Source organism: Enterococcus sp. DIV0876, from assembly GCF_050529585.1.
In the GTDB taxonomy this organism is placed as follows: Bacteria; Bacillota; Bacilli; order Lactobacillales; family Enterococcaceae; genus Enterococcus_D.
This window is the reverse complement of record NZ_CP172882.1, coordinates 2114713-2136633: the sequence shown is the minus strand read 5'-3', so window position 1 is coordinate 2136633 and position 21921 is coordinate 2114713. Positions and strand designations below refer to the sequence as shown.

Below are 21921 nucleotides of genomic sequence, written 5' to 3'. Positions count from 1 at the left end.
GAAAAATCAATGTCTGATATTACAAAATTGACGGATAAAATTACGGCAGATGCCGAGAAGAAATATCAACTGCAGATCAAAGAAGCAAAAAAAGAAAATGAACAGCAAGAACGGATTCGTCGCGGGCAACTGGAACAGGAAATGTCTGAAAGACTGGCTTTTTACGAAAAAGAAAAGCGCGCAGCGATGTTTTTAGAAATTTCTGATGTGCATATCCAGTCAAGAAATAAAGTGTTGGCCGCCAAACAAGCGGTATTGGATGATTTGTTTGAAGAAGCATTGGTTCGATTGAATCAAATGACTGCGACAGATTTTGCTCGCTTTGTGGAAAGCGGCATTCAGCAAGCCAATCTTTCAGGTGAGGTTGAATTGGTCTTAGGTGAAAAAACCGCAGGGCTTTTAGACGAAGCTGCCATTGCAAAATTGCATGAATCGGTCAATGACATACAATTGCAGGTCTCATCAAAATACATTCCACGTAAAGGCGGCTTTTTGCTGCGACAAGGTGCCATTGAAATGAACTTTATTTTCGATGCCTTACTTGATGCCAACAAAGAAGAACTGAGCAATACATTACTGCAAATGATTTTTGAACAGTAAGTAGGTGGAAGAAGATGAATGACATCAAATACAACACCATCAATACACGGATTCGTACGTATGAATCGCAACTGTTTGACCGAACCCGTTATGAGCGTATGCTGAATGCGAATTCGGGAGAGGAAATTTATGGAATGTTGCAAGAAACCGTGTATGGTGATTTTATCAATGAGGATGATCGTGTCCATGATTTTGAAGGAGTACTGACTGCAGAATTGAAACGTGTGTATGAAAATATGTATCAATTGGCACCAGACCGGAAAATCATTGATTATTTTGCATTGAAATATGATTACCAAAATTTAAAGGTTTTGGTAAAAGCCAATTATATGCAAGCTGATTTTTCTTCATTTTTAGTACCGATCGGCACGCAATCGCTAACTGTATTGAGAGATTTGGTCACTACGAGAAGAAGCAATCAAGTGGCACCAGAAATGATAGATTGTATCGAAGAAGTATTTTCTTATATCGAAAATTATCATGAAGTACAATCCATCGATATTATTTTTGATAATCATTATTGGGCCCATTTGTGGGCTTTGGGCAAAGAATATGAAGATGATTTTTTGCAAAAATTGATTCAAAGACAAATCGATATCTTTAATATTTCTACAGTTTTACGCAGTTATGCGATGCAGCGAAAACGCGGCTTTATCAGTGCGGTATTGGCCGATAATGGCAGTCTGCCTGCTGAAGAACTGTTGGCGGAAATCACTACTTCATTAGAAGCCTTTGTTGCTTATTTGCAAAATACACCGTATAAAGAATTGATCAATGCGAGCTACGAAGAGTTGATCGAAAAGAAAACCTTGAATACCTTCGATTTGCGCAAAGACAATTTTTTAATGGCAAAATTAAAAGAACAAAAAATCGTCCCCTTTGGACCAGCCGCTTTGATTGGGTATTTGTATGCCAAAGAAATCGAGAGCAAAAATTTGCGTATTCTCTTGATCGGCAAAATCAACAAAGTACCAGAGGAGATTTTAAGAAGTCGGGTGCGTGATAGTTATGAATAAAAAAATCGCAATGATGGGTGGAAAAAATTCGATTCTCCCTTTCCAAGGCCTTGGAATCGATATCTATCCAGTAGATGATCTGAAACAGGCGGCCCAACAATTAGAAGAAATGGCTGATGACTATGGCGTTATTTTTCTCACTGAGCGATTGATCGAGCAATTAGAATCAATCGTTCGTCGATTTGAAGAAATGCCCACGCCAGCGATTATCCCGATTCCTAGCAGTACTGGCAGCTTAGGCATCGGTATGGCAAGAATTCAGCAAAATGTAGAAAAGGCTGTAGGAATGAATATATTAGATTCCTAACAGACCAGCTAGCCAGCTAGGAGGAATGAATGTGGCATTTGGCACTATTGAAAAAGTTTCGGGACCATTGGTCACCGCCTCAGGATTAAGCGGAGCAAAAATCCACGAAATATGCAAAGTCAGTGAAAAAGGCTTGATCGGAGAGATCATTGAAATCAAAAAAGGCTTGGTTTCAATTCAAGTTTATGAAGAAACCGCAGGAATTGGTCCAGGTGAACCAGTCGAAACGACTGGCGCACCGCTGTCTGTAGAATTAGCGCCAGGATTATTGGCGCAGATGTTCGATGGTATCCAACGGCCATTGGATACATTTATGAGTCAAACAGAAAGTGATTTCTTGGAACGCGGCGTGACCATCGATCCATTGAATCGTCAAAAAAAATGGACGTTTGTTCCGCAAGTCCAAGTTGGCGATGAATTGCAAGCCGGAGATATCATCGGTTTGGTGCAAGAGACTTCTGTGATTGAGCATAAAATCATGGTACCGCCTGGGAAAAGAGGGACCGTAAAAGAAGTTATGGTAGGTAACTTTGCTATCACTGAAGTGGTTTGTCGATTGGACACACCGGAGGGGGAACTGCCATTAACGATGGTTCAAAAATGGCCCGTGCGTAAACCCCGTCCAGTATCGACGAAACTCAATCCTGGTGAGCCATTAGTCACCGGGCAACGGGTCATTGATACGTTTTTCCCTGTCGCAAAAGGCGGATCCGCTGCTGTACCTGGACCTTTTGGGGCAGGTAAGACAGTTGTTCAGCATCAGATCGCGAAATGGTCTGACGTAGACATCGTTGTTTATGTAGGTTGTGGCGAACGCGGCAATGAAATGCGTGATGTTATGAATGAATTTCCAGAACTGATCGATCCAAATACAGGGGAGTCGATCATGGAACGAACGGTATTGATTGCCAATACCTCAAATATGCCTGTGGCGGCACGAGAGGCGTCCATTTATACTGGTATCACGATTGCTGAATATTATCGCGATATGGGGTATAGTGTGGCGATCATGGCAGATTCGACTTCCCGTTGGGCAGAAGCTTTGCGAGAAATGAGTGGTCGTCTTCAAGAGATCCCTGGTGATGAAGGCTATCCAGCATATTTAGGCAGTCGAATCGCTGAGTATTATGAACGAGCAGGACGGTTTCAAACCCTTGGCACCAAACCACGAGAAGGCAGTATTACTGCAATTGGTGCGGTTTCACCAGCAGGTGGGGATATTTCTGAACCTGTCACACAAAATACGTTGCGGATCGTCAAAGTATTTTGGGCGTTAGATAGCGCATTGGCGCAAAAACGTCATTTTCCATCTATCAATTGGATGAATTCTTATTCTTTATACGAAGATCAAATCAATACGTACCTCGATCAATTATTGAGCAGCCGTTGGTCTGAATTGGTCAATGAAGCAATGACTGTTTTGCAAGAAGAGAGCCGTTTGGATGAAATCGTTCAATTGGTTGGGATGGACTCCCTCTCACAAAAAGATCGTTTGACGATGATGACGGCACGATCCTTAAGGCAAGATTACTTACAGCAAAATGCCTTTGACGATGTGGATACATATACATCTAGAACCAAGCAATTCAAGATGTTAGAAAATATTTTGCTATTTGATGAACAAGCCAAACGGGCCTTGCAGTTAGGCGCGTATCTGGATGATATCATCAAAGGTACGATCGATTTGCGGGAACGGATTGCGCGAAGCAAATATGTACCAGAAAATGAACTCAATCGAATTGACGAAGTCAAACATGACATCAAAGAAATCATGCAAAAAATCATTGAAACTGGAGGTGTTCATTGATGTTAAAAGAATATCGTTCAGTTTCTGAAATCGCAGGCCCATTAATGGTAGTAGAAAATGTCAAAGGGGTCAAATTCGACGAACTAGTTGAAGTGCGGATGGACTCAGGCGAGATCCGTCAAGGTCAAGTGCTGGAAGTCAGTGATGATAAAGCAGTTGTTCAGATTTTTGAAGGAACCAGCAATCTCAGTGCTGAAGAAAGCAAAGTCCGCTTTTTGGGGAACGGGTTAACATTGGGGGTTTCTTTAGATATGCTTGGACGGGTCTTTGATGGGATTGGAAAACCCAAAGACAATGGTCCGAGAATCTTACCAGAGAAACGTTTGGATGTGAATGGTGAAGCGATCAATCCAATGGCGCGTGATTTTCCTGATGAGTTTATTCAGACAGGAATCTCTACTATCGATCATTTAAATACCTTGGTTCGGGGACAAAAGTTGCCGATTTTCTCAGCTTCAGGTCTGCCGCATAAAGAAATTGCGGCCCAAATTGCACGTCAAGCAACCGTCCCAAGTCAAGAAGGCAACTTCGCAATCGTCTTTGCTGCAATCGGAATCCCATTTGAAGAAGCAGAATTTTTTGTAGATGAATTTCGAAAAACCGGTGCTTTGGATCGGTCAGTCTTATTTATGAATCTAGCCAATGATCCTGCAATCGAACGGATCGCAACACCGAAAATGGCCTTGACTGCAGCAGAGTATTTGGCATTTGAAAAAGGCATGCATGTGTTAGTGATCATGACCGACATGACGAATTATTGTGAAGCATTAAGAGAAATTTCTGCTGCAAGAAGAGAAGTGCCAGGGCGCCGTGGTTATCCAGGGTATTTATACACCAACTTGGCAACCCTCTATGAGCGCGCTGGTCGCTTGGAAGGCAAGGAAGGATCTGTCACTCAAATTCCGATTTTGACCATGCCAGATGGTGACAAAACCCATCCAATCCCTGATTTGACCGGCTATATCACAGAAGGGCAAATCATTTTATCCCGCGATCTCTATAAGCGCAATATCAATCCACCAGTGGATATTTTGCCGAGTCTATCACGATTGAAAGATAAGGGAACAGGGGAAGGCAAGACCCGAGGCGATCATGCAGCGACGATGAACCAAATATATGCGGCCTATTCTGATGGAAAGGCAGCCAAAGAATTATCGATCGTTTTAGGGGAGTCGGCATTATCTGATATGGATAAGAAGTATGCCCGTTTTGCGGATCTTTTTGAAAAAGAGTACGTCAATCAAGGTTTTGAAACCAATCGAACGATCGAAGAAACGTTGGATTTGGGTTGGAAACTATTGGCTACTTTACCGAAACAAGAATTGAGCCGAATCAAAGAAGAATTTATCGATACCTATTATCCAACCTCTGAGGATGTGAATGCTTAATGGCGATTTTAAATGTCAATCCTACTCGGATGGAACTGAGCCGTTTAAGGAAACGGTTGACGACAGCGACAAGAGGACATAAATTACTAAAAGACAAGCAAGATGAATTGGTGCGCCAATTCATTCAGCTAGTCAAAAAAAATCAAGATTTACGCAAACAAATGGAAGCAGCTTTGCAAGCCGGAATGGCTGAATATGTATTGGCTTCCAGCAGTATCCCTGATGTTGTGTTGCAAGAAGCCTTTATGATTCCGCTAAACAAGGTAACATTGGACATTCAGAGTAGAACGATCATGAATATGGATGTACCGGTGTTAAATCCAGTTTTTGAAGAAGAGACGACGGATGATGATTTTTCCTATGGCTTTGTTAGTACCACTAGCGAGTTGGATCTGGCTTTGACACATTTGGATCAAATGCTGCCGCTGATGCTGCAATTGGCTGAAATCGAGAAGACCTGTCAATTGATGGCAAATGAGATCGAACGGACAAGACGCCGCGTGAATGCCTTGGAGTATATGACGATTCCAAAGCTTACAGAGACGATCCAATATATCGAAAGCAATTTAGCAGAAGATGAGCGGGCGACATTGACCCGCTTAATGAAAGTTACAGACATCATTGCTGAAAATGAATCAGAATAGCCGTGATTATACGAAAATACCTTTTACTTGTCATCGATGTGACAGGTAAAAGGTATTTTTTTATGATTTTAATAGGAGTTGATCATCTTTTAATTCAGTTCCGCTATTTTGATGGAACATCTCCATCAATTCGGGGACTGTTAAATGTTGTTTCTGTTCTCCAGCAATATCAACGACGATCTTGCCTTGGTGAAGCATCACTAAGCGATTGCCGTAGCGAATGGCGTCTTCCATATCATGGGTCACCATAAACGCGGTCAACTGCTGTGTCCGAATCAATTGGTCCGTCAAAGCCATCACTGTTAAAGAAGTTTGCGGATCCAATGCGGCAGTGTGTTCATCAAGTAAAATCAGTTTCGGTTGTTGCAATGTTGCCATTAAGAGGGTAATTGCTTGACGCTGGCCACCAGATAATAAACCGATTTCTGCTGTCAAGCGATTTTCTAAGCCTAGATTCAAGCTAGCCAATTGCTCTTTGAAGAAAGCGCGGTTTTTTGCTTTGACACCAGTGGAAAAGCCGCGCGTCTGTCCCCGTTTGTAAGCGAGGGCCAAATTTTCTTCAACCGTTAGTCGGACAGCAGTCCCCATACGAGGGTCTTGAAAGACGCGGCTGATGTCTTTCGCACGTTTTGTGACCGACAAACGAGTGATATCTTTACCATCTAAGGTTATCTGTCCTTGTGTTGTTGGAATCGTCCCAGCGATACTATTCAATAATGTTGATTTTCCGGCACCATTACCGCCGATGATCGTAATGAAATCACCATGATTCATTTCAAGGTCAATTCCTTTTAAAACATGGTTTTCATTGATTGTTCCTTTTTCAAAGGTTTGGTGCAGTTGCGCAATCGTTAAAACAGGTTCTGTCATGATTGACCTCCTTTAGGTTTGGGTGCCAATTTTTGTAAGCCAAGTTTTGTCCGTAGTTGCGGCAATGATAAACAGATGACTAACACGATGGCAGACGCCAATTTGATATCATTTGCTTCGACATTGAATTCGAAGACAACTGCTAAAATAAAGCGGTAAACGATGGCACCAATCACAATGGTGATCAATCGAATGAGCAATGATTTATTTGCGAAAAGCACTTCTGCGATAATGATCGATGCAAGACCGATGACGATAGTTCCGATACCGGAGTTTAAATCGGCAAAGCCATTATTTTGTGCCAATAAAGCACCGGACAAAGCGATACAACCATTAGAAATCATGTAACCGATGATCTTCATATTGTCCGTATTGATACCGTTGGCTTCACTCATGGCTAAGTTATCACCAGTTGCCCGTAATGCCAACCCGATTTCAGTTCTAAAAAATAAGAAGAGCAGCAATACCACAACAGCTGCAAACAAAAAGCCAGCGATGATGACGGCGTTGTTTTTGGTCAAGCCCATTTCTTGAAAGGTGGTAAAGACTGTATCTTGACCCAATAAGGCAATATTTGGTGCCCCCATGACCCGATTCGTGATGGAGTAAAGTCCAGTCATTGTAATGATCCCGGCCAACAATGCAGGGATTTTTAGTTTTGTGTGTAAAAGTCCCGAAACGAGACCTGCTAGCAGCCCTCCGCAAAAACCAAACAGACTTGCCAGCAAAGGGGAGTACCCATTGGTAATACTGATTGCAGCAATTCCCGCACCTAAAGGAAAACTACCTTCAGCGGTTAAATCAGCAATATCTAAAATACGGAAAGTCAGGTAGACACCAATTGCCAGCAGTGCCCAAAGAACACCTTGGGAAGTTGCGGATTGAAGTAAGACCAAGAACGTGTTTAACAAATTCATATTGTTTCCTCAAATCTATGATTAAATTTTTTTATTCAGGTGCGACAATGCTGGCCGGATCGATGCCTAAAGCTTCAGCCATCTCATCATTGACGACCAATTCTAACGTTTCAGCTGTTTCAACTGGTGTAGTGGCTGGCTCAGCATCGCCATCTAGGATTTTGGCCGCTAGTTTTCCAGTTTGGATACCTAATGATTTATAATCGATACCATAAGTTGCTAGTGCACCATCATTGACTTGGTCAACTGAACCTGCAACGATTGGCGTTTTGGTTTCTTTGGCCACTTCCCCTACGATGGCAGCAGCAGAAGCAAAGGTATTGTCTGTCGGTACATAGATACCATCTACATCTTTGGCTAAGCTTGTTGTGACTTGTTGGACATCGTTCGTGGTATTAGCAGTCAATACTTTCACGTCTACACCCGCTTTTTTCAATGCAGATTCAGCTAGATCGGCTTGAATCTTAGAATTGGCTTCGCCTGCGTTATACATGACGCCAATTGTCTTGGCATCGGGTACGATGCTTAACAAGAGCGCAATTTGCTGTTCGATCGGTACCATATCAGAAGTACCTGTGATATTGCGGCCAGGCGCGTCATTTGAATCAGCTAACTTTGCTTCAACCAAATCTGTGACTGCCGTCACAACGATAGGCACTTCAGTGGTTTCGTTTGCTAGTGAAACAGCGGCTGGTGTGGCAATACCGAGCAATAAATCTGGATCACCTTTGATCAATTTTTCGCTCATACTCTTTAGGTTGTCTTGGCTGTTTTGGGCATTTTGATAATCAAAGGTCACATTTTCACCTTCTGTATAGCCAGCGTCTGCCATGCCTTCTTTAAAACCTTCATACGCTGCATCTAAGGAGCCGTGTTGAACCAGCTGTAAAACGCCCACAGTTTTCATATTGTCGTTGTCAGCTGATGTATTGCTTGCATCTCCGCAAGCCGCTAATGTTAAGGCACTTGCTGCTAAGATTCCTGATGTGATCCACTTTTTGATATTCATGATGTTTCCTCCTAAAATCCGTTTTGTATTTTTTGATAGGACTTGAACAAAAAAAATCCATTCAGACAGGCGTCTAAATGGATGAGTAAAATACCAATAAAAATGACATTTATGGCAACCATTTAGAAGAATTTCTACATGGCCGCAAGTTCAAGTTAAAATGCTTTAGCCATCATAGATACAAACAAAAATCGTTTTTGGTTTGTATCCATAATGAATATGAATACAAACTATCTAAAGTAGCTAAAGTAAAAACTATTCAGTTGTAGGGTACCTATTGATAATGACATCGGTTGTTCCTCCAAACTTGAATTGTTTATAGTATAGTCAAAAAAAGAGGAGCTGTCAACGGAAAAAAAGCAATTATCTGAATATTTTGGAATAACAGGTTTAATTTCTATTTTTTTGAAAGCGTTCAAACACAAGCTATCATTGCTAAAAGAAAACTTTGATCCAGCAAGCTTCTTTGCTTGGACTGAATCAAAGTCAATCTGTTGGTTATTGATTTTTTTCTTTATAATAACGAATCGTTTGCTTGATTTCTTGAACACTATAAATCAGATCATCTTGAAACACTTTGTCTTCATCGATGTCGATCTTCTCATTGAAGAGTTTTTCATAGTCAGTAATCGATAATTTTTCGCGTTCCTCTAGCAAGCGCTCATGGTTTTCTTTCGATACGTGTTGTTCATATCCTGCCACTAAATGGCCGCTAAACAATTCGGCAACCGCGCCTGATCCATAACTGAATAGACCGATACGATCATTTGCTTTAAGCGCAACAGAATTTTCGATCAATGAAATTAGGCCTAGATATAAAGAACCCGTATAAAGATTACCAATTCTTCTGCTGTAGACGATCGATTCCTCATAGCGGGCCAATAAGCGCTCTTGTTGTGCTTGTTCTTCTGAAGCGAGACCTGCCAACAATGCTTTTTTTCCCATTTTGGTATACGGTATATGGAAACAAATCGCAGCATAATCCTCCGTTGAACGGTCATTTCTGCGACAGCTTTCTTGCCAAACTTGCTTGAAAGAATTGATATAGACTTCATTTGATAAATGACCATCTACCATTGGATACGGATGACCTACTGGACGCCAAAAATCATAAATATCTTGGGTCAACATAACATTGTCATTGTCTAAAGCTAGAATCCGCGGCTCAGCAGTGACCAACATCGCAACTGCACCAGCACCTTGCGTTGGCTCCCCACCTGAAGCCAAACCATAGCGCGCAATATCAGAAGCAACCACCAAGACTTTGCTGTCAGGATGTGCTTGGATATGACTTTTTGCAAACTGAAGGCCGGCTGTGGCACCATAACAGGCCTCCTTGATTTCAAATGAGCGGGCGAAAGGTTGAACACCGAGCAATCGATGCAATACCACAGCTGATGCTTTTGATTCATCAATACCAGACTCTGTTCCAACGATGACCATATCGATTGCAGCTAAATCTGCAGCGGTAAGCAGTGGTTTGGCTGCGTGCATCGCAAAAGTAACGATATCTTGGGTCATTTTGCTGACAGCCATTTGATCTTGACCAATACCGATCGTAAACTTATTTGGATCGACTCCCCGAGCATGAGCCAAATCAACCATATCTATATAATAAGGTGGAACAAAAAAATTAATTTTATCTATACCAACGTTCATCTTGACGCTCCTTTATGTTCTTTCACATTAATCAGTCACTCTCTTTAAGTTATCACATTTTGTGAAAAAATAAAAAAAGTTTTGATTAGAATTTAAACTTTATTAAAGAATCCAAAAAAGGCACCGGGATGCTGTCTGAGGTATTCTTTTTTGGGGCATTTAATGATATATTGCAAGAGGAGGTGACGTACGTGGAAGAAGTTGTCATAATCGACGCAATCAGAACGCCAATTGGCAAATACCATGGGTCATTAAAAGAATATTCGGCAGTTGCTTTAGGTACAGCTGCTGCTAAAGCAATCATCGCGCGCAATCAAGCGTTGCAAGACCAAATCAATCAAGTGATTATCGGGAATGTATTACAAGCCGGGAATGGACAAAATCCTGGCAGACAAGTAGCATTAAAAAGCGGATTATCTTCGGATATACCAGCCTCAACGATCAATGAAGTCTGCGGTTCAGGTATGAAAGCTATTTTGATGGGGATGGAACAAATTCAACTAAATAAGGCTTCGGTCGTGTTGACCGGAGGGATTGAAAGTATGACCAATGCACCCGCATATAGTTTTTATCAGAAAGCAGAAAATCAATACTCAAACCCGGTTTCGACCATGATGCATGATGGCTTGACAGATGCCTTCAGTAATCAACCGATGGGGCTGACTGCTGAAAATGTGGCCGAACGATATGGCATATCACGTGAAGAACAAGATGCTTACGCGTATTCTTCACAAATGAAAGCCGTTGCTGCTCAAAAAGCCAACAAATTTGCCAAAGAAATCATTCCTTTGACGAAAGGTGAGGTGATCGTTGATCAAGACGAAGGAATTCGTCCTGGAACGACCATTGAAAAATTGGCGGAATTAAAAACCGTCTTTAAGACAAATGGAACCGTAACAGCCGGCAACGCCTCAACGATCAATGATGGGGCAGCAATGGTATTGCTGGCGTCTAAATCATATTGTGAAGCCCATCAAATTCCTTACCTTGCCATTGTAAAAGGCATTGTGGAGATCGGTTTTGATCCGGAAATCATGGGGATCTCGCCAATCAAAGCGATTAGCAAGTTGCTGGAAGAACAACAGGTCTCAATCGAGGATATTGACATATTCGAGATCAATGAAGCATTCGCCGCTTCTTCGATCGTTGTTGAAAGAGAACTTGGGTTAGATCCGAAAAAAGTCAATCGTTACGGCGGTGGTATATCTTTAGGACATGCAATCGGTGCCACAGGTGCACGCATCGCTACGACATTGGCATACCAATTACAAGATACCCAGCAAAAATGGGGTATCGCTTCATTATGCGTCGGCGGTGGACTTGGATTGGCCATGTTATTAGAAAATCCCGCCGTCGATCAACCTGCAGACCATGTGCCGTCAAAAAAAAAAGCCAAGTTTTACGCGTTGACGCCTGAGGAACGGCTAGAGAGATTGACTGATGATCAGTTGATCACGCCAAAAGAACGAGCAATTTTCGAAACAATGGCATTAAACAAAGAACTTGCCAATCATTTGATTGAAAATCAAATCAGTGAGGTTGAAATTCCCTTGGGCGTCGGCTTGAATCTAAAAGTCGATGGCAAAGCTTATGCAGTACCAATGGCAACGGAAGAACCGTCAGTGATTGCTGCGCTGAATAACGGTGCAAAAATGGCAGGTGAAATTATCACAACTGCATCAGAACGCTTGTTGCGAGGCCAAATCGTCCTGATGCGTGTCCATGATATCGAAGCTGTTTCGGCGCAAATCGAACAAGCCGAAGCTGCTATTTTTGAAACAGCTGAAGAAAGCTATCCATCGATCGTGAAACGAGGTGGTGGGTTACGCCGAATAGCGGTTCGCCGCTTTTTAGCTGCAGATTCAGGATTAGATACCAATTATGTCTCTCTTGATTTGCTGGTGGATGTCAAAGATGCCATGGGTGCCAATATTATCAATACGATTTTAGAAGGCGTCACAGCAAAATTACGTGCCTGGTTCCCAGATGTAGAAGTTTTGTTTAGTATTTTGAGCAACTTAGCAACAGAATCATTGGTGACAGCCACTTGTTCATTGCCCGTTTCTGTTTTATCAAAAACGGGCAATGGGGCAGAAGTTGCCGAAAAAATTTGTTATGCTTCAGATTTCGCGCAACTTGATCCTTATCGAGCAGCAACTCATAATAAAGGGATCATGAATGGGGTGGAAGCCTTGATTTTGGCTACTGGAAATGATACCCGAGCCGTATCTGCCGCTTGTCATACTTACGCGGCAAGAAGTGGCCAAACCCGTGGGCTTGCCACTTGGCGGATCGAAGGGGACCAGCTGGTGGGAAATATCACCTTGCCGTTAGCCATTGCAACAGTGGGTGGTGCGACCCGCATTTTACCAAAAGCCGCAGCAGCCCTAACCTTGACCGGTGTCCAATCCGCATCTGAATTGGCTGCATTAGCAGCTGGTGTAGGATTGGTGCAAAATTTGGCTGCATTGCGGGCGCTGGTGGCTGAAGGCATCCAGCAAGGTCATATGCGCATGCAGGCAAGAGCCTTGGCGATTGCTGTCGGGGCCAACGGTCCAGAAATAGAAGCAGTTGCGCAGGCGTTGGCTGGTGAAAAAATGGATCAAGCCAAAGCTGAACAGCTGCTTGTGCAAATACGCGCACAGTCTGCAAAATAAAAAACACCCGAATCAAAGATGAAGGATACGAGAGCGTATCAATGACTTGCACAGCAAGTCCATTATCTTTGGTTTGGGTGTTGTTTTTTGCCAAAAGTGATTAGCGATGGTCTAGTGCAGTAGCTGCATAGGCTTCAATCAACGGAATCACATCTAATTTGATTTTGTATTTCCGCTCTAAAGCAGATGTAATGTGAAAGTTGTCTGCTTCAAGTTCAGAGATTGTCGCCAAGACGCGTTGTTCTTTTGGTGTTGTTTCCACAACTGTTGCTTCTTGGTCTGTTCTTTCCACGCTAAACTTAGGGAAAGCAGCAATTTTTTCTGAAAATGCAGCAAACGATAAATGATCAGTTGATTCTTGGTGTGATGCTGCAGGAACACTTGAGGCAGCTGCTTCATCTGTTGCGGGTTCTTTGTCCTGTGTTTCAGGTTGATTGTTCACTTGTGCAGATTTATTGGCAATTGCAGCTTGTGGGTTGAGTGGCAACCAGTAAGCGGCGATCTCATCGACTAAGTTATCACTAAAACGGTCCAATAAACCAGTTTCTTGACGTTGGATCCGTTTGACTACGATTTTGAAGTTTTCGTCTAATGGAACAGCGATTTTTTGTTCTTTTTTTGTTTCTTTCAACAACTCGATCAACAGTTCGTCTTGATTTTTTGGATTGATATAGACAGTTGTTGGCAAGTCATGATTGGCAGCCGTTTTGTTTTCAATAGCGGTAAATAATTGTTGACGGGCCGTTTCATATGAAGGGCGGAATTGTTGTTTCAATTTAGCTAATTGTTTCTTTTTCATAATCTTCTCCTCTCGATCACTATCGATTATAAGGAAAATCAATGCAAATGAACAGAGATTATCATGAAAAAAACAAAAAAGTTTTAATAAATAGATGAAAAAACACCTCGTCAGCTAGGCTGATGAGGTGTTTCAGTGAATGCATCTGTCTGATGATAGTGGGGCATGAGTATCAATAAGTCATTGGTACCTTGTGCGACCAAGATCTCTTGCCAAACAAAGAAATCGTATGAGGCGCCTAATTTTTCTTGCAACATCTGCTGGTAGTCTGCTGTCGACCATTGACGTGCAGGAAAATGTTGGATTTTATCAGAAGTAATTAGAAAAACAAAATTTGGATCAAATGTTCGTTTGATTGCCTCTGGTAAAGAATTCAAATCTCGTATTGTCATAAGCACTCCTTTTTGGTTGCATTAGAATCCTGTTGTATCTGGATTAGATGCTTTGCCGACGACACCGTCTAATTGATCAATCGTCTTGATATCATCAGATGACAGTTCAAAATCAAAGACAGCCAGGTTTTCTTCGATTCGGCTTGGGGTCACTGATTTTGGCAATGGCAAGAAACCGTGTTGCAAGGACCACCGTAAAGCGATTTGGGCAATCGTTTTGTCATACTTTTCAGCTAGCTCTTTCATTTCTGGTACATCGAATATTTTCCCGGTACCTAAGGGACTGTAAGCTTCCAATAAAATATTGTGTTCTTGACAGTATTGGACCACTTCAGGCTGTAATTCTCCTGGTGCTAAGAAGATTTGGTTGACCATTGGGAATATGGTCGCAGTTTTTTTCAGTTCTTCTAAATGATGCGGCAAGAAATTGCTGACACCAATCGCTTTGATCTTGCCTGATTGATATAATTCTTCGAAGGCACGCCATGATTCAGCGTTGGCCATTTGCCAATTCTCGCGAAAGGCGACTGGGTTGGGCCAATGGATCAAGAATAGATCAACATAATCTGTTTGTAATTTTTCCAGCGATTCTGCAAAAGAAGACATCACTAAATCGTAGGAGTGGTTGCCATTCCATAATTTGGTTGTCAAAAAGATTTCTTCTCTTGGAATCCCACTTTCTTTGATTGCTTGCCCAACACTGGCTTCGTTTTTGTAGCCTTGTGCGGTATCGATGTGACGATAACCAGCAGCTAGTGCTTTTTTGACTGAGTCGACTGCAACTTCACCGTTTGGCGTTTGCCACGTACCGAATCCTAATTCTGGAATGGTGACGTTGTTTGATAATGTATAGCTGTTCATAAATTTTCCTCCTATAATCATTGGTAACTTTAGTGTAGCAGAGCAGCTTGCATTTTCCAACGGAAGCCACTTTGTTTTGGATGATTGCATGGAATTAATTTGCGAATCTACTTGTCATTGCAGCCCTTTTTTTTGTACACTAGACGAATGGATAAGGAGCGATAACAATGGATCTATATTTGAAGCATGCAATTTTACATATCATTGATCGGCAAACGGGCGATCCAGTATTTTCTCAAGTCGAATTGGACTTGACTACCGAATATGTGCGAGATTATTTAACCAAGAAGATTCAGAAACTAGCCAACCCGCAAACCAAGACCGGGAAATTAGTCGAATCATCTGAGATGGCCCAATTAGTCAAAGCAGCAAAAGACAATTTTGTTGCTGCCAGCGAGGGCATCGTTCAACGATGGTACGACGCCTATAAAGAAAGTGAAGACGCACCGAGCAGTGATGCCTTCGTTGTATTATATGAACTGGACACGAAATTACAATTGGCGTTTTTAAAGATCAATTATCAAGATGGTTATACGCATTTTATTGATAATGGGGAAGCAGGGATCGAGAATACGTTGATTCTTCATCGGGCGTTATTGGCAGGCAAAACCCAAAAAGCGGATGAGGGAATCACCATCGATATCGATAGTTTGACCTTTGAGCTGATAGAAAAGAAATATAGCTTTTCTGGGGAAAAACAGGTGTATTTTTCAACGAGCGTCATTGAAACTGAACCACTGCCTTCGTTAGAAGAGAATGTCAAAGTAATCAGAAAAGTTGCGGAAAAGATTGGTCAAAAATTTGAAACCCCATCTTATCACGTCGTGGCTGATTTGAAAGAAGCGGTCTATGATACCATCGAAGAGTCGGGCCATATCGATGTCCAAGAGATTGCAGAGAAAGTCTTTAAAGACAACATTACCGCGCAAATGAGTTTTAAAGAAGAAGTGACAGAAAAAGGGTTTATCGATCAAGCGCCAATGCTGCGTGATGTCCGTGAAATATCGGAGAAAAAATTTGGCAAACAGAAATTAAAACTATCTAACGGGATTGAATTAATCGTACCACTAGATGTTTACCGCGATCCCAATCTGATTGAATTTATCAATAACCCTGATGGAACGATTTCAGTCACGATCAAAAATGTTGAAGAAGTGATCAATCGAATGTAAAATAAAGGCCCACACAATGAATTGTGTGGGCCTTTATTGTTAGATCCATCTCAATCGGTCATTGCAGACAGCGCTTGTTGGGGTACTTGGGCTTTGTCTACTTCTTCCCAACGCAATACGCCTTTATGGGGGTTGACAACTAGTTTCAAGAAGGCACCTTCCTTCAATGGGTTGGACCGATACTCTTGCAATTTAACTTCTTTGCTATCGCCTTGTGTGTTATACGCAGTCTGTTGATATCGGTAAATATCTTCTACGACACCATCGCTGCTAATCGTGGTATCGTGGTCGCCTGTCGTTGTGATCTGGGTATAGTAGTCGGTGCCGCCATAATAATAATGATATGTAAATAGGCACCCACCGATAAAAATCGCTGCTGTCAGAAGACTCGCTATTATTTTTTTCAAGAAAATTCACCTCATTCTCTATTATTCACAAGAGAGAAGGGTACGTCCAATCCTTAAATAAAAAGTAAGAAAAACTTAGAGTTTAAGACAAGAGACACATTTCTTGACTTTGACTAAAATTGACCTATAATGAAGGTAGCTTCAAACTTACAAAAGATAAGTAAAGAATCTTTTTACGAAGCGCAACATTTGAATTCGAGTCAAACTGACTCATTTCTCTAGGAGGGAAAATTATGGCAAAACAACATTATGATCGGACCAAACCACATGTCAATATCGGCACGATTGGACACGTCGATCACGGGAAAACCACTTTGACGGCTGCAATCACAACGGTTCTTGGGAAGAAAGGACTTGCCAATCCGCAAGATTATGCAAGTATTGATGCGGCTCCTGAGGAACGAGAACGTGGCATCACGATCAATACTGCCCATGTAGAATATGAAACAGAAAAACGACATTATGCCCATATTGATGCACCAGGGCATGCGGATTACGTGAAAAATATGATCACCGGTGCTGCCCAAATGGACGGTGCAATCTTGGTGGTATCTGCCACAGATGGTCCTATGCCACAAACAAGAGAACACATTTTGTTATCACGGCAAGTGGGCGTTAAACATTTGATTGTTTTCTTGAATAAAATCGATTTAGTTGATGATGACGAATTGATTGATCTTGTCGAAATGGAAGTTCGGGAATTACTTTCAGAATATGATTTTCCTGGCGATGATATTCCAGTGATCAAAGGGTCTGCCTTGAAAGCTCTTGAAGGGGATGCGGATGCTGAACAAGCAATTTTAACCTTGATGGATACAGTGGATGAATATATCCCTACACCTGAACGTGACACAGACAAACCATTGCTATTGCCAATCGAAGATGTCTTTTCGATTACAGGTCGAGGCACAGTAGCATCTGGAAGAATCGATCGTGGTATCGTTAAAGTCGGTGATGAAGTTGAAATCGTCGGTATCAAACCAGAAACCCGCAGAGCTGTCGTAACTGGTGTTGAAATGTTCCGTAAAACAATGGACTTTGGGGAAGCCGGAGATAACGTGGGTGTCCTTTTACGAGGCATCACCCGTGACGAAATCGAACGGGGTCAAGTCTTGGCAAAACCTGGATCTATCACACCACATACGAAATTCCAAGCTGAAGTGTACGTATTGACCAAAGAAGAAGGTGGTCGTCATACACCATTCTTCAATCAATATCGTCCGCAATTTTATTTCCGTACAACAGACGTGACCGGTAACATTACCTTACCTGAAGGAACCGAAATGGTTATGCCAGGGGATAATGTGACGATCGATGTTGAATTGATCCATCCAATCGCTGTAGAAAACGGCACAACTTTTTCTATTCGTGAAGGTGGCCGGACAGTCGGTTCAGGTATCGTGACAGCTATCGAAAAATAATTTTTTAGGCAGTGCTTCCTTGATTTTTTGGAAGCACTGTTTCTTGTTGCGGGGATCTTCTCAAACGAATACATCCAAACCTCATCTTATTTTTTTCTAAATAATCTTGTGATTTTATTAAGTATTTTAAGAAGAATAAAAAGTGCTAGTCACTCACAAAAATTCATAGTACGATAGATGCTGAATCACAAAAAGATGGGATGTATTTGATGAGAAAAATCCGACGTTTCCTTAAAGTGATGTTGACCGGAATCTTGATTCTTGTAGTTTGCGGCGCGTTATTTTGGGGCTATCGCAACTATACAGCACTAAAACAAGTCTATACCTATGAGGCTTTGATTACCAAAGAAGCAACCGAAAATGACATATCTGAATACAGCTCTTTGGCATTAGCGATCATGTTGACTGAATCAAAAGGTCAAGGGGTCGACCCAATGCAAAGCTCAGAAAGTCTTTATGGGGAACAAAACCAATTTGACTCTCCTGAGGAAAGTATTACACAAGGGGTGTCCTATCTAGCAGAATTGATTGAAAAAGCTGAGGCACAGGGTTGTGATTTGTGGACTGCCGTCCAAGCGTACAACTTTGGTACAGATTACATCGATTATGTCGCCAAAAATGGTGGGCAAAACACATTGGAACTAGCTGAGACCTATTCGAAAGAAGTGCTCTCGCCATTGTTGGGCAATGACGACCAGCAAACGTATCGCTATTGGGGAATCCAATCGTTCTTTTATAATGGCGGCTACCTATACCATAATGGTGGAAACCTTTTTTATGCCGATCTTGTGAAAATGAATCAATGGAAAATCACAACTACCGCAGGCTTTTTTTCTTGATCGATTTGAATGAAAATAAAGTGAAAATACTTGAAATTTTAAATGAATATGGTAAACTCATTATGAGTGATTCCGTCTAATTATTTATCGCACTAATGTCAATTGGTGCGATTTTTTACCTAGTTATATAGTGGATGCTTACCAATTTGGAGGTGAGTGGATGGCAAGAATTCCTCAAACGGTGATCGATGATATCCGCGAGCGCAGCAATATCGTTGATGTTGTGGGTCAGTACGTACAATTAAAAAAATCTGGCAAAAATTACTTTGGCTTATGTCCATTTCATAATGAAAAATCGCCTTCATTTTCTGTTGCAGAAGATAAACAGATTTTTCATTGTTTTGGTTGTGGACGTGGGGGAAATATTTTTGGTTTTTTGCAAGAATTAGAAGGAATCAGTTTTCCTGAAGCGGTGGTAAAAGTTGCTGATCTCAATGATATCTCACTTGATCCTGCATATGCGCAAGCAGAGACGATCGATGCGCAAAGCTCACAAACAAGCCAATTGATTGCCCTTCATGAAAAAGCAGTTGAAGTCTATCATCACATGCTGATCAACACAGCTGCTGGTCAAGAAGCCTTAGATTATTTGCTGGGTCGTGGCCTAACAATGGAACTGATTGAAACGTTTCAGATCGGTTTTGCCCCAAATGAGCGGGCTTTTTTGGAAAAAGTTTTTCTGAACGAAAAGGCCAATCCAGATTTTTTTCCTGATACCGGCTTATTCGTGCAACGAAATGATGGTTCTCTAGCGGATCGTTTTTATCAACGTATCATGTTTCCGATTCGCAATCCACAAGGCAAAACGATTGGGTTTTCGGGGCGTTGGCTGGCCAGTGAAAAAGTAGGCGATCAAGACCAACCCAAATATTTGAATAGTCCAGAAACGCCGCTTTTCAATAAACGTGAGGTCTTGTTCAACTTTGATAAGGCGCGTCGCGTGATGAGAAAAGATGGTCAGGTCTTTTTATTTGAAGGTTTTATGGATGTGATCGCAGCATGGCAAGCAGGAATCGAAAACGGTATTGCTTCAATGGGCACCAGTTTGACGAACCAGCAGATTGCCGCCATCGAACGGGCAGCTGAAGAAGTTGTCTTGTGTTATGATGGGGATCAAGCTGGGATCGAAGCCACCAACCGAGGGATCGATCTGTTGCAAAGCAATAGTCGGTTGCGGATGTCAGTGGTTCGTGTACCTGAGCGTTTGGATCCGGACGAGTATTTGCGAAAATATGGACCTGATGCATTATATAAATTGGCAGTTCATGGCAAAGAAACAGTCTTTTCGTTTAAAATGGATTACCATCGTACCAATCGAAACTTGGCAAATGAAAAAGAACAATTAGATTATGTGCAAGTCGTTTTGCAAGACTTGCAAAAAGTCGATTCACTATTGGAGCAAGATCGATATTTGACCCAGTTGTCTACTGAGTTTCAAATCAGTCGCGAGACGCTGCAGCAACAGCTGCGGCAGTCCCGAAAGGCGGCGCCTGTCCAACCAGTCCAGCCGCCGTCTGCGGAAGCGATGGTCTTTCAACCGCCTGTGCGGCAACAAGTCAAAACACAAGTTGAAAAAGCGCAAGAACTGCTGCTTTACCGCTTGTTCCACGATGAGACGTTGAATCATCGGTTTCGCAATACAGGTATTTCTTTTATACATGATCGATACCAACAATTGTATCTGTTATTTGATGCATTTATGGAAACAGAAGAACATTTTGTCTTGGCAAAGTTCTTAGATTTTTTACAAGAACCAACAATGAAAAACATGGTGATCGAGATCGCAGATTTGAAAGTTTCCGATGAAGGAACTGAACAAGAATTTCAGGACATTCTGCAGGTCTTCCAAAAATCGGGCATTGCTGAAGAAATCAATCAAAAAAGAATCCAGCAGCAAGAGGCCCGGCAAAAGGGAAATCAGCAATTGGAACTTGAACTTGCAATCAAGATCATCGAATTGACCAAACGATTGAAACAAGCTAAATAGCGAACTGAAAGGGGCTTTCTTTCATGGCAGAAGAAACAAAAAAAACGTACGACAAAGCAGTTGCTGAATACATTCGAGAAAACAAGACCAAAGGACAAGTGGTATATGACGACATTACCAATCGTTTGGCGACACCTTATACATTAGATGCCGATGCAATGGACAAATTGATCCAAAAACTTGAAGACGCTGGGATCAGTGTGGTAGATGAAAATGGGGAACCGTCTATTCATAGCTTGAAAAGCAATGAAAAAAGACAAAATACTCAGCCGCAAGAAGACTTATCTGCACCAACTGGTGTCAAAATCAATGATCCCGTTCGGATGTACTTAAAAGAAATCGGCCGTGTGCCGTTATTGACTGCTGAAGAGGAAGTTGCTTTAGCGCTTAAAATCGAAGAAGGTGACCAAGAAGCCAAACAACGTTTAGCTGAAGCAAACTTACGTTTGGTGGTCAGTATTGCCAAACGGTATGTAGGTCGTGGGATGCAATTCCTCGATTTGATCCAAGAAGGCAATATGGGTTTGATGAAAGCAGTAGAAAAGTTTGATTACCGTAAAGGGTTTAAATTCTCTACCTATGCTACTTGGTGGATCCGTCAAGCAATCACCCGTGCAATCGCCGACCAAGCACGGACGATCCGTATTCCGGTGCACATGGTGGAGACAATCAACAAATTGATCCGGATCCAACGTCAATTATTGCAAGATTTAGGTAGAGAACCGACACCTGAAGAAATTGGTGCCGAAATGGATCTGCCAACTGAAAAAGTGCGAGAAATTCTTAAAATCGCACAAGAGCCCGTTTCGTTGGAAACACCGATTGGTGAAGAAGATGATTCACACCTTGGTGATTTTATCGAAGACCAAGATGCAACAAGCCCCGCAGAACATGCGGCGTATGAGTTGTTGAAAGAGCAATTAGAAGATGTGTTGGACACATTGACGGATCGTGAAGAAAACGTGTTGCGCTTACGCTTTGGTATCGATGATGGCCGTACCCGGACATTGGAAGAAGTAGGTAAAGTCTTCGGTGTGACCAGAGAACGGATTCGACAAATCGAAGCAAAAGCTTTGCGGAAGTTGCGCCATCCATCTCGTTCAAAACAATTGAAAGATTTCTTGGAATAAACCAAGTTATATCGGACTTTTCGAAGCTATGCTTTGGAA

At 42.0% G+C, this 21921-nt stretch carries 20 protein-coding genes; 12 read left to right on the top strand and 8 right to left on the bottom strand.

Translation table 11 applies throughout. The annotated features are described in order from the left end of the window. The first annotated feature begins 9 nt into the window (after positions 1–9). From IGI41_RS09955 to IGI41_RS09930, 6 genes are read left to right on the top strand one after another with little or no spacing between them, the layout of a single operon-like run. Complete coding sequence (locus IGI41_RS09955; protein WP_430609639.1) at positions 10–600, top strand: V-type ATP synthase subunit E; 591 nt, start codon at positions 10–12, stop codon at positions 598–600. A gap of 14 nt (positions 601–614) precedes the next feature. Further along, entirely contained in the window at positions 615–1616 is a 1002-nt protein-coding gene (locus tag IGI41_RS09950; RefSeq protein WP_430609638.1) for a V-type ATP synthase subunit C, read from the top strand. Further along, positions 1609–1923 carry a V-type ATP synthase subunit F gene (locus IGI41_RS09945; RefSeq protein WP_430609637.1) on the top strand — a complete coding sequence of 105 codons (315 nt, stop codon included), beginning with the start codon at positions 1609–1611 and terminating at the stop codon, positions 1921–1923. Before IGI41_RS09950 ends, IGI41_RS09945 begins: the two co-directional genes overlap by 8 nt. Before the next feature lie 31 nt (positions 1924–1954). Continuing rightward, positions 1955–3730: a V-type ATP synthase subunit A gene (locus tag IGI41_RS09940; RefSeq protein ID WP_430609636.1), complete on the top strand. Its 1776-nt coding sequence runs from the start codon at positions 1955–1957 to the stop codon at positions 3728–3730. Then, the gene (locus tag IGI41_RS09935; RefSeq protein ID WP_430609635.1) at positions 3730–5118 is read left to right on the top strand and encodes a V-type ATP synthase subunit B; all 1389 of its coding nucleotides are present in this window, start codon (positions 3730–3732) and stop codon (positions 5116–5118) included. Before IGI41_RS09940 ends, IGI41_RS09935 begins: the two co-directional genes overlap by 1 nt. Further along, the gene (locus tag IGI41_RS09930) at positions 5118–5762 is read left to right on the top strand and encodes a V-type ATP synthase subunit D (RefSeq protein WP_430609634.1); all 645 of its coding nucleotides are present in this window, start codon (positions 5118–5120) and stop codon (positions 5760–5762) included. The genes IGI41_RS09935 and IGI41_RS09930 overlap by 1 nt, the downstream gene beginning before the upstream one ends. A 60-nt stretch (positions 5763–5822) precedes the next feature. On the opposite strand, the gene IGI41_RS09925 is transcribed toward IGI41_RS09930, so the two are convergent. The 4 genes from IGI41_RS09925 to IGI41_RS09910 all read right to left on the bottom strand — a co-directional run bounded on the left by IGI41_RS09925 (position 5823) and on the right by IGI41_RS09910 (position 10217). Then, positions 5823–6632, bottom strand: a complete 810-nt coding sequence (locus IGI41_RS09925; RefSeq protein ID WP_430609633.1) for an ABC transporter ATP-binding protein — start codon at positions 6630–6632, stop codon at positions 5823–5825. After that, positions 6629–7549 (bottom strand): ABC transporter permease, encoded by a 921-nt coding sequence (locus IGI41_RS09920; protein WP_430609632.1) that lies wholly within the window; start codon positions 7547–7549, stop codon positions 6629–6631. Before IGI41_RS09920 ends, IGI41_RS09925 begins: the two co-directional genes overlap by 4 nt. 31 nt (positions 7550–7580) lie before the next feature. Next, positions 7581–8558: an ABC transporter substrate-binding protein gene (locus IGI41_RS09915; protein WP_430609630.1), complete on the bottom strand. Its 978-nt coding sequence runs from the start codon at positions 8556–8558 to the stop codon at positions 7581–7583. Between the two features lie 498 nt (positions 8559–9056). Beyond that, positions 9057–10217, bottom strand: a complete 1161-nt coding sequence (locus tag IGI41_RS09910) for a hydroxymethylglutaryl-CoA synthase (protein WP_430609629.1) — start codon at positions 10215–10217, stop codon at positions 9057–9059. Between the two features lie 191 nt (positions 10218–10408). On the opposite strand from IGI41_RS09910, the gene IGI41_RS09905 reads away from it, so the two are divergent. Beyond that, complete coding sequence (locus tag IGI41_RS09905) at positions 10409–12874, top strand: hydroxymethylglutaryl-CoA reductase, degradative (RefSeq protein WP_430609628.1); 2466 nt, start codon at positions 10409–10411, stop codon at positions 12872–12874. A 100-nt stretch (positions 12875–12974) separates the two neighbouring features. Here the strand turns inward: IGI41_RS09905 and IGI41_RS09900 are convergent, their stop codons facing one another. From IGI41_RS09900 to IGI41_RS09890, 3 genes are all read right to left on the bottom strand, one after another. Then, the gene (locus IGI41_RS09900) at positions 12975–13673 is read right to left on the bottom strand and encodes a hypothetical protein (protein WP_430609627.1); all 699 of its coding nucleotides are present in this window, start codon (positions 13671–13673) and stop codon (positions 12975–12977) included. Between the two features lie 110 nt (positions 13674–13783). Next, a complete protein-coding gene (locus tag IGI41_RS09895; RefSeq protein WP_430609626.1) occupies positions 13784–14065 on the bottom strand; it encodes a hypothetical protein in 282 nt (93 codons plus the stop codon). Positions 14066–14086: 21 nt separating this feature from the next. Beyond that, positions 14087–14926, bottom strand: coding sequence for an aldo/keto reductase (locus tag IGI41_RS09890; RefSeq protein WP_430609625.1), 840 nt, complete (start codon positions 14924–14926; stop codon positions 14087–14089). Positions 14927–15093: 167 nt separating this feature from the next. Between IGI41_RS09890 and IGI41_RS09885 the strand changes: the two genes are divergently transcribed. Then, positions 15094–16098, top strand: a complete 1005-nt coding sequence (locus IGI41_RS09885) for a nucleoid-associated protein (protein WP_430609624.1) — start codon at positions 15094–15096, stop codon at positions 16096–16098. 50 nt (positions 16099–16148) lie between these two features. Here the strand turns inward: IGI41_RS09885 and IGI41_RS09880 are convergent, their stop codons facing one another. Beyond that, entirely contained in the window at positions 16149–16505 is a 357-nt protein-coding gene (locus IGI41_RS09880) for a YxeA family protein (protein ID WP_430609623.1), read from the bottom strand. Between the two features lie 233 nt (positions 16506–16738). Here IGI41_RS09880 and tuf point away from each other — a divergent pair, with 233 nt between their 5' ends. The 4 genes from tuf to rpoD all read left to right on the top strand — a co-directional run bounded on the left by tuf (position 16739) and on the right by rpoD (position 21882). After that, positions 16739–17926 (top strand): elongation factor Tu, encoded by a 1188-nt coding sequence (gene tuf, locus IGI41_RS09875; RefSeq protein ID WP_430609622.1) that lies wholly within the window; start codon positions 16739–16741, stop codon positions 17924–17926. 209 nt (positions 17927–18135) lie between these two features. Beyond that, positions 18136–18765, top strand: coding sequence for a lysozyme family protein (locus IGI41_RS09870; protein WP_430609621.1), 630 nt, complete (start codon positions 18136–18138; stop codon positions 18763–18765). 160 nt (positions 18766–18925) lie between these two features. After that, positions 18926–20752 (top strand): DNA primase, encoded by a 1827-nt coding sequence (gene dnaG / locus IGI41_RS09865; protein ID WP_430609620.1) that lies wholly within the window; start codon positions 18926–18928, stop codon positions 20750–20752. Positions 20753–20775: 23 nt separating this feature from the next. Next, on the top strand, positions 20776–21882 hold the full coding sequence (rpoD, locus tag IGI41_RS09860) for an RNA polymerase sigma factor RpoD (protein WP_430609619.1): 1107 nt from the start codon (positions 20776–20778) through the stop codon (positions 21880–21882). Positions 21883–21921: the final 39 nt, after the last annotated feature.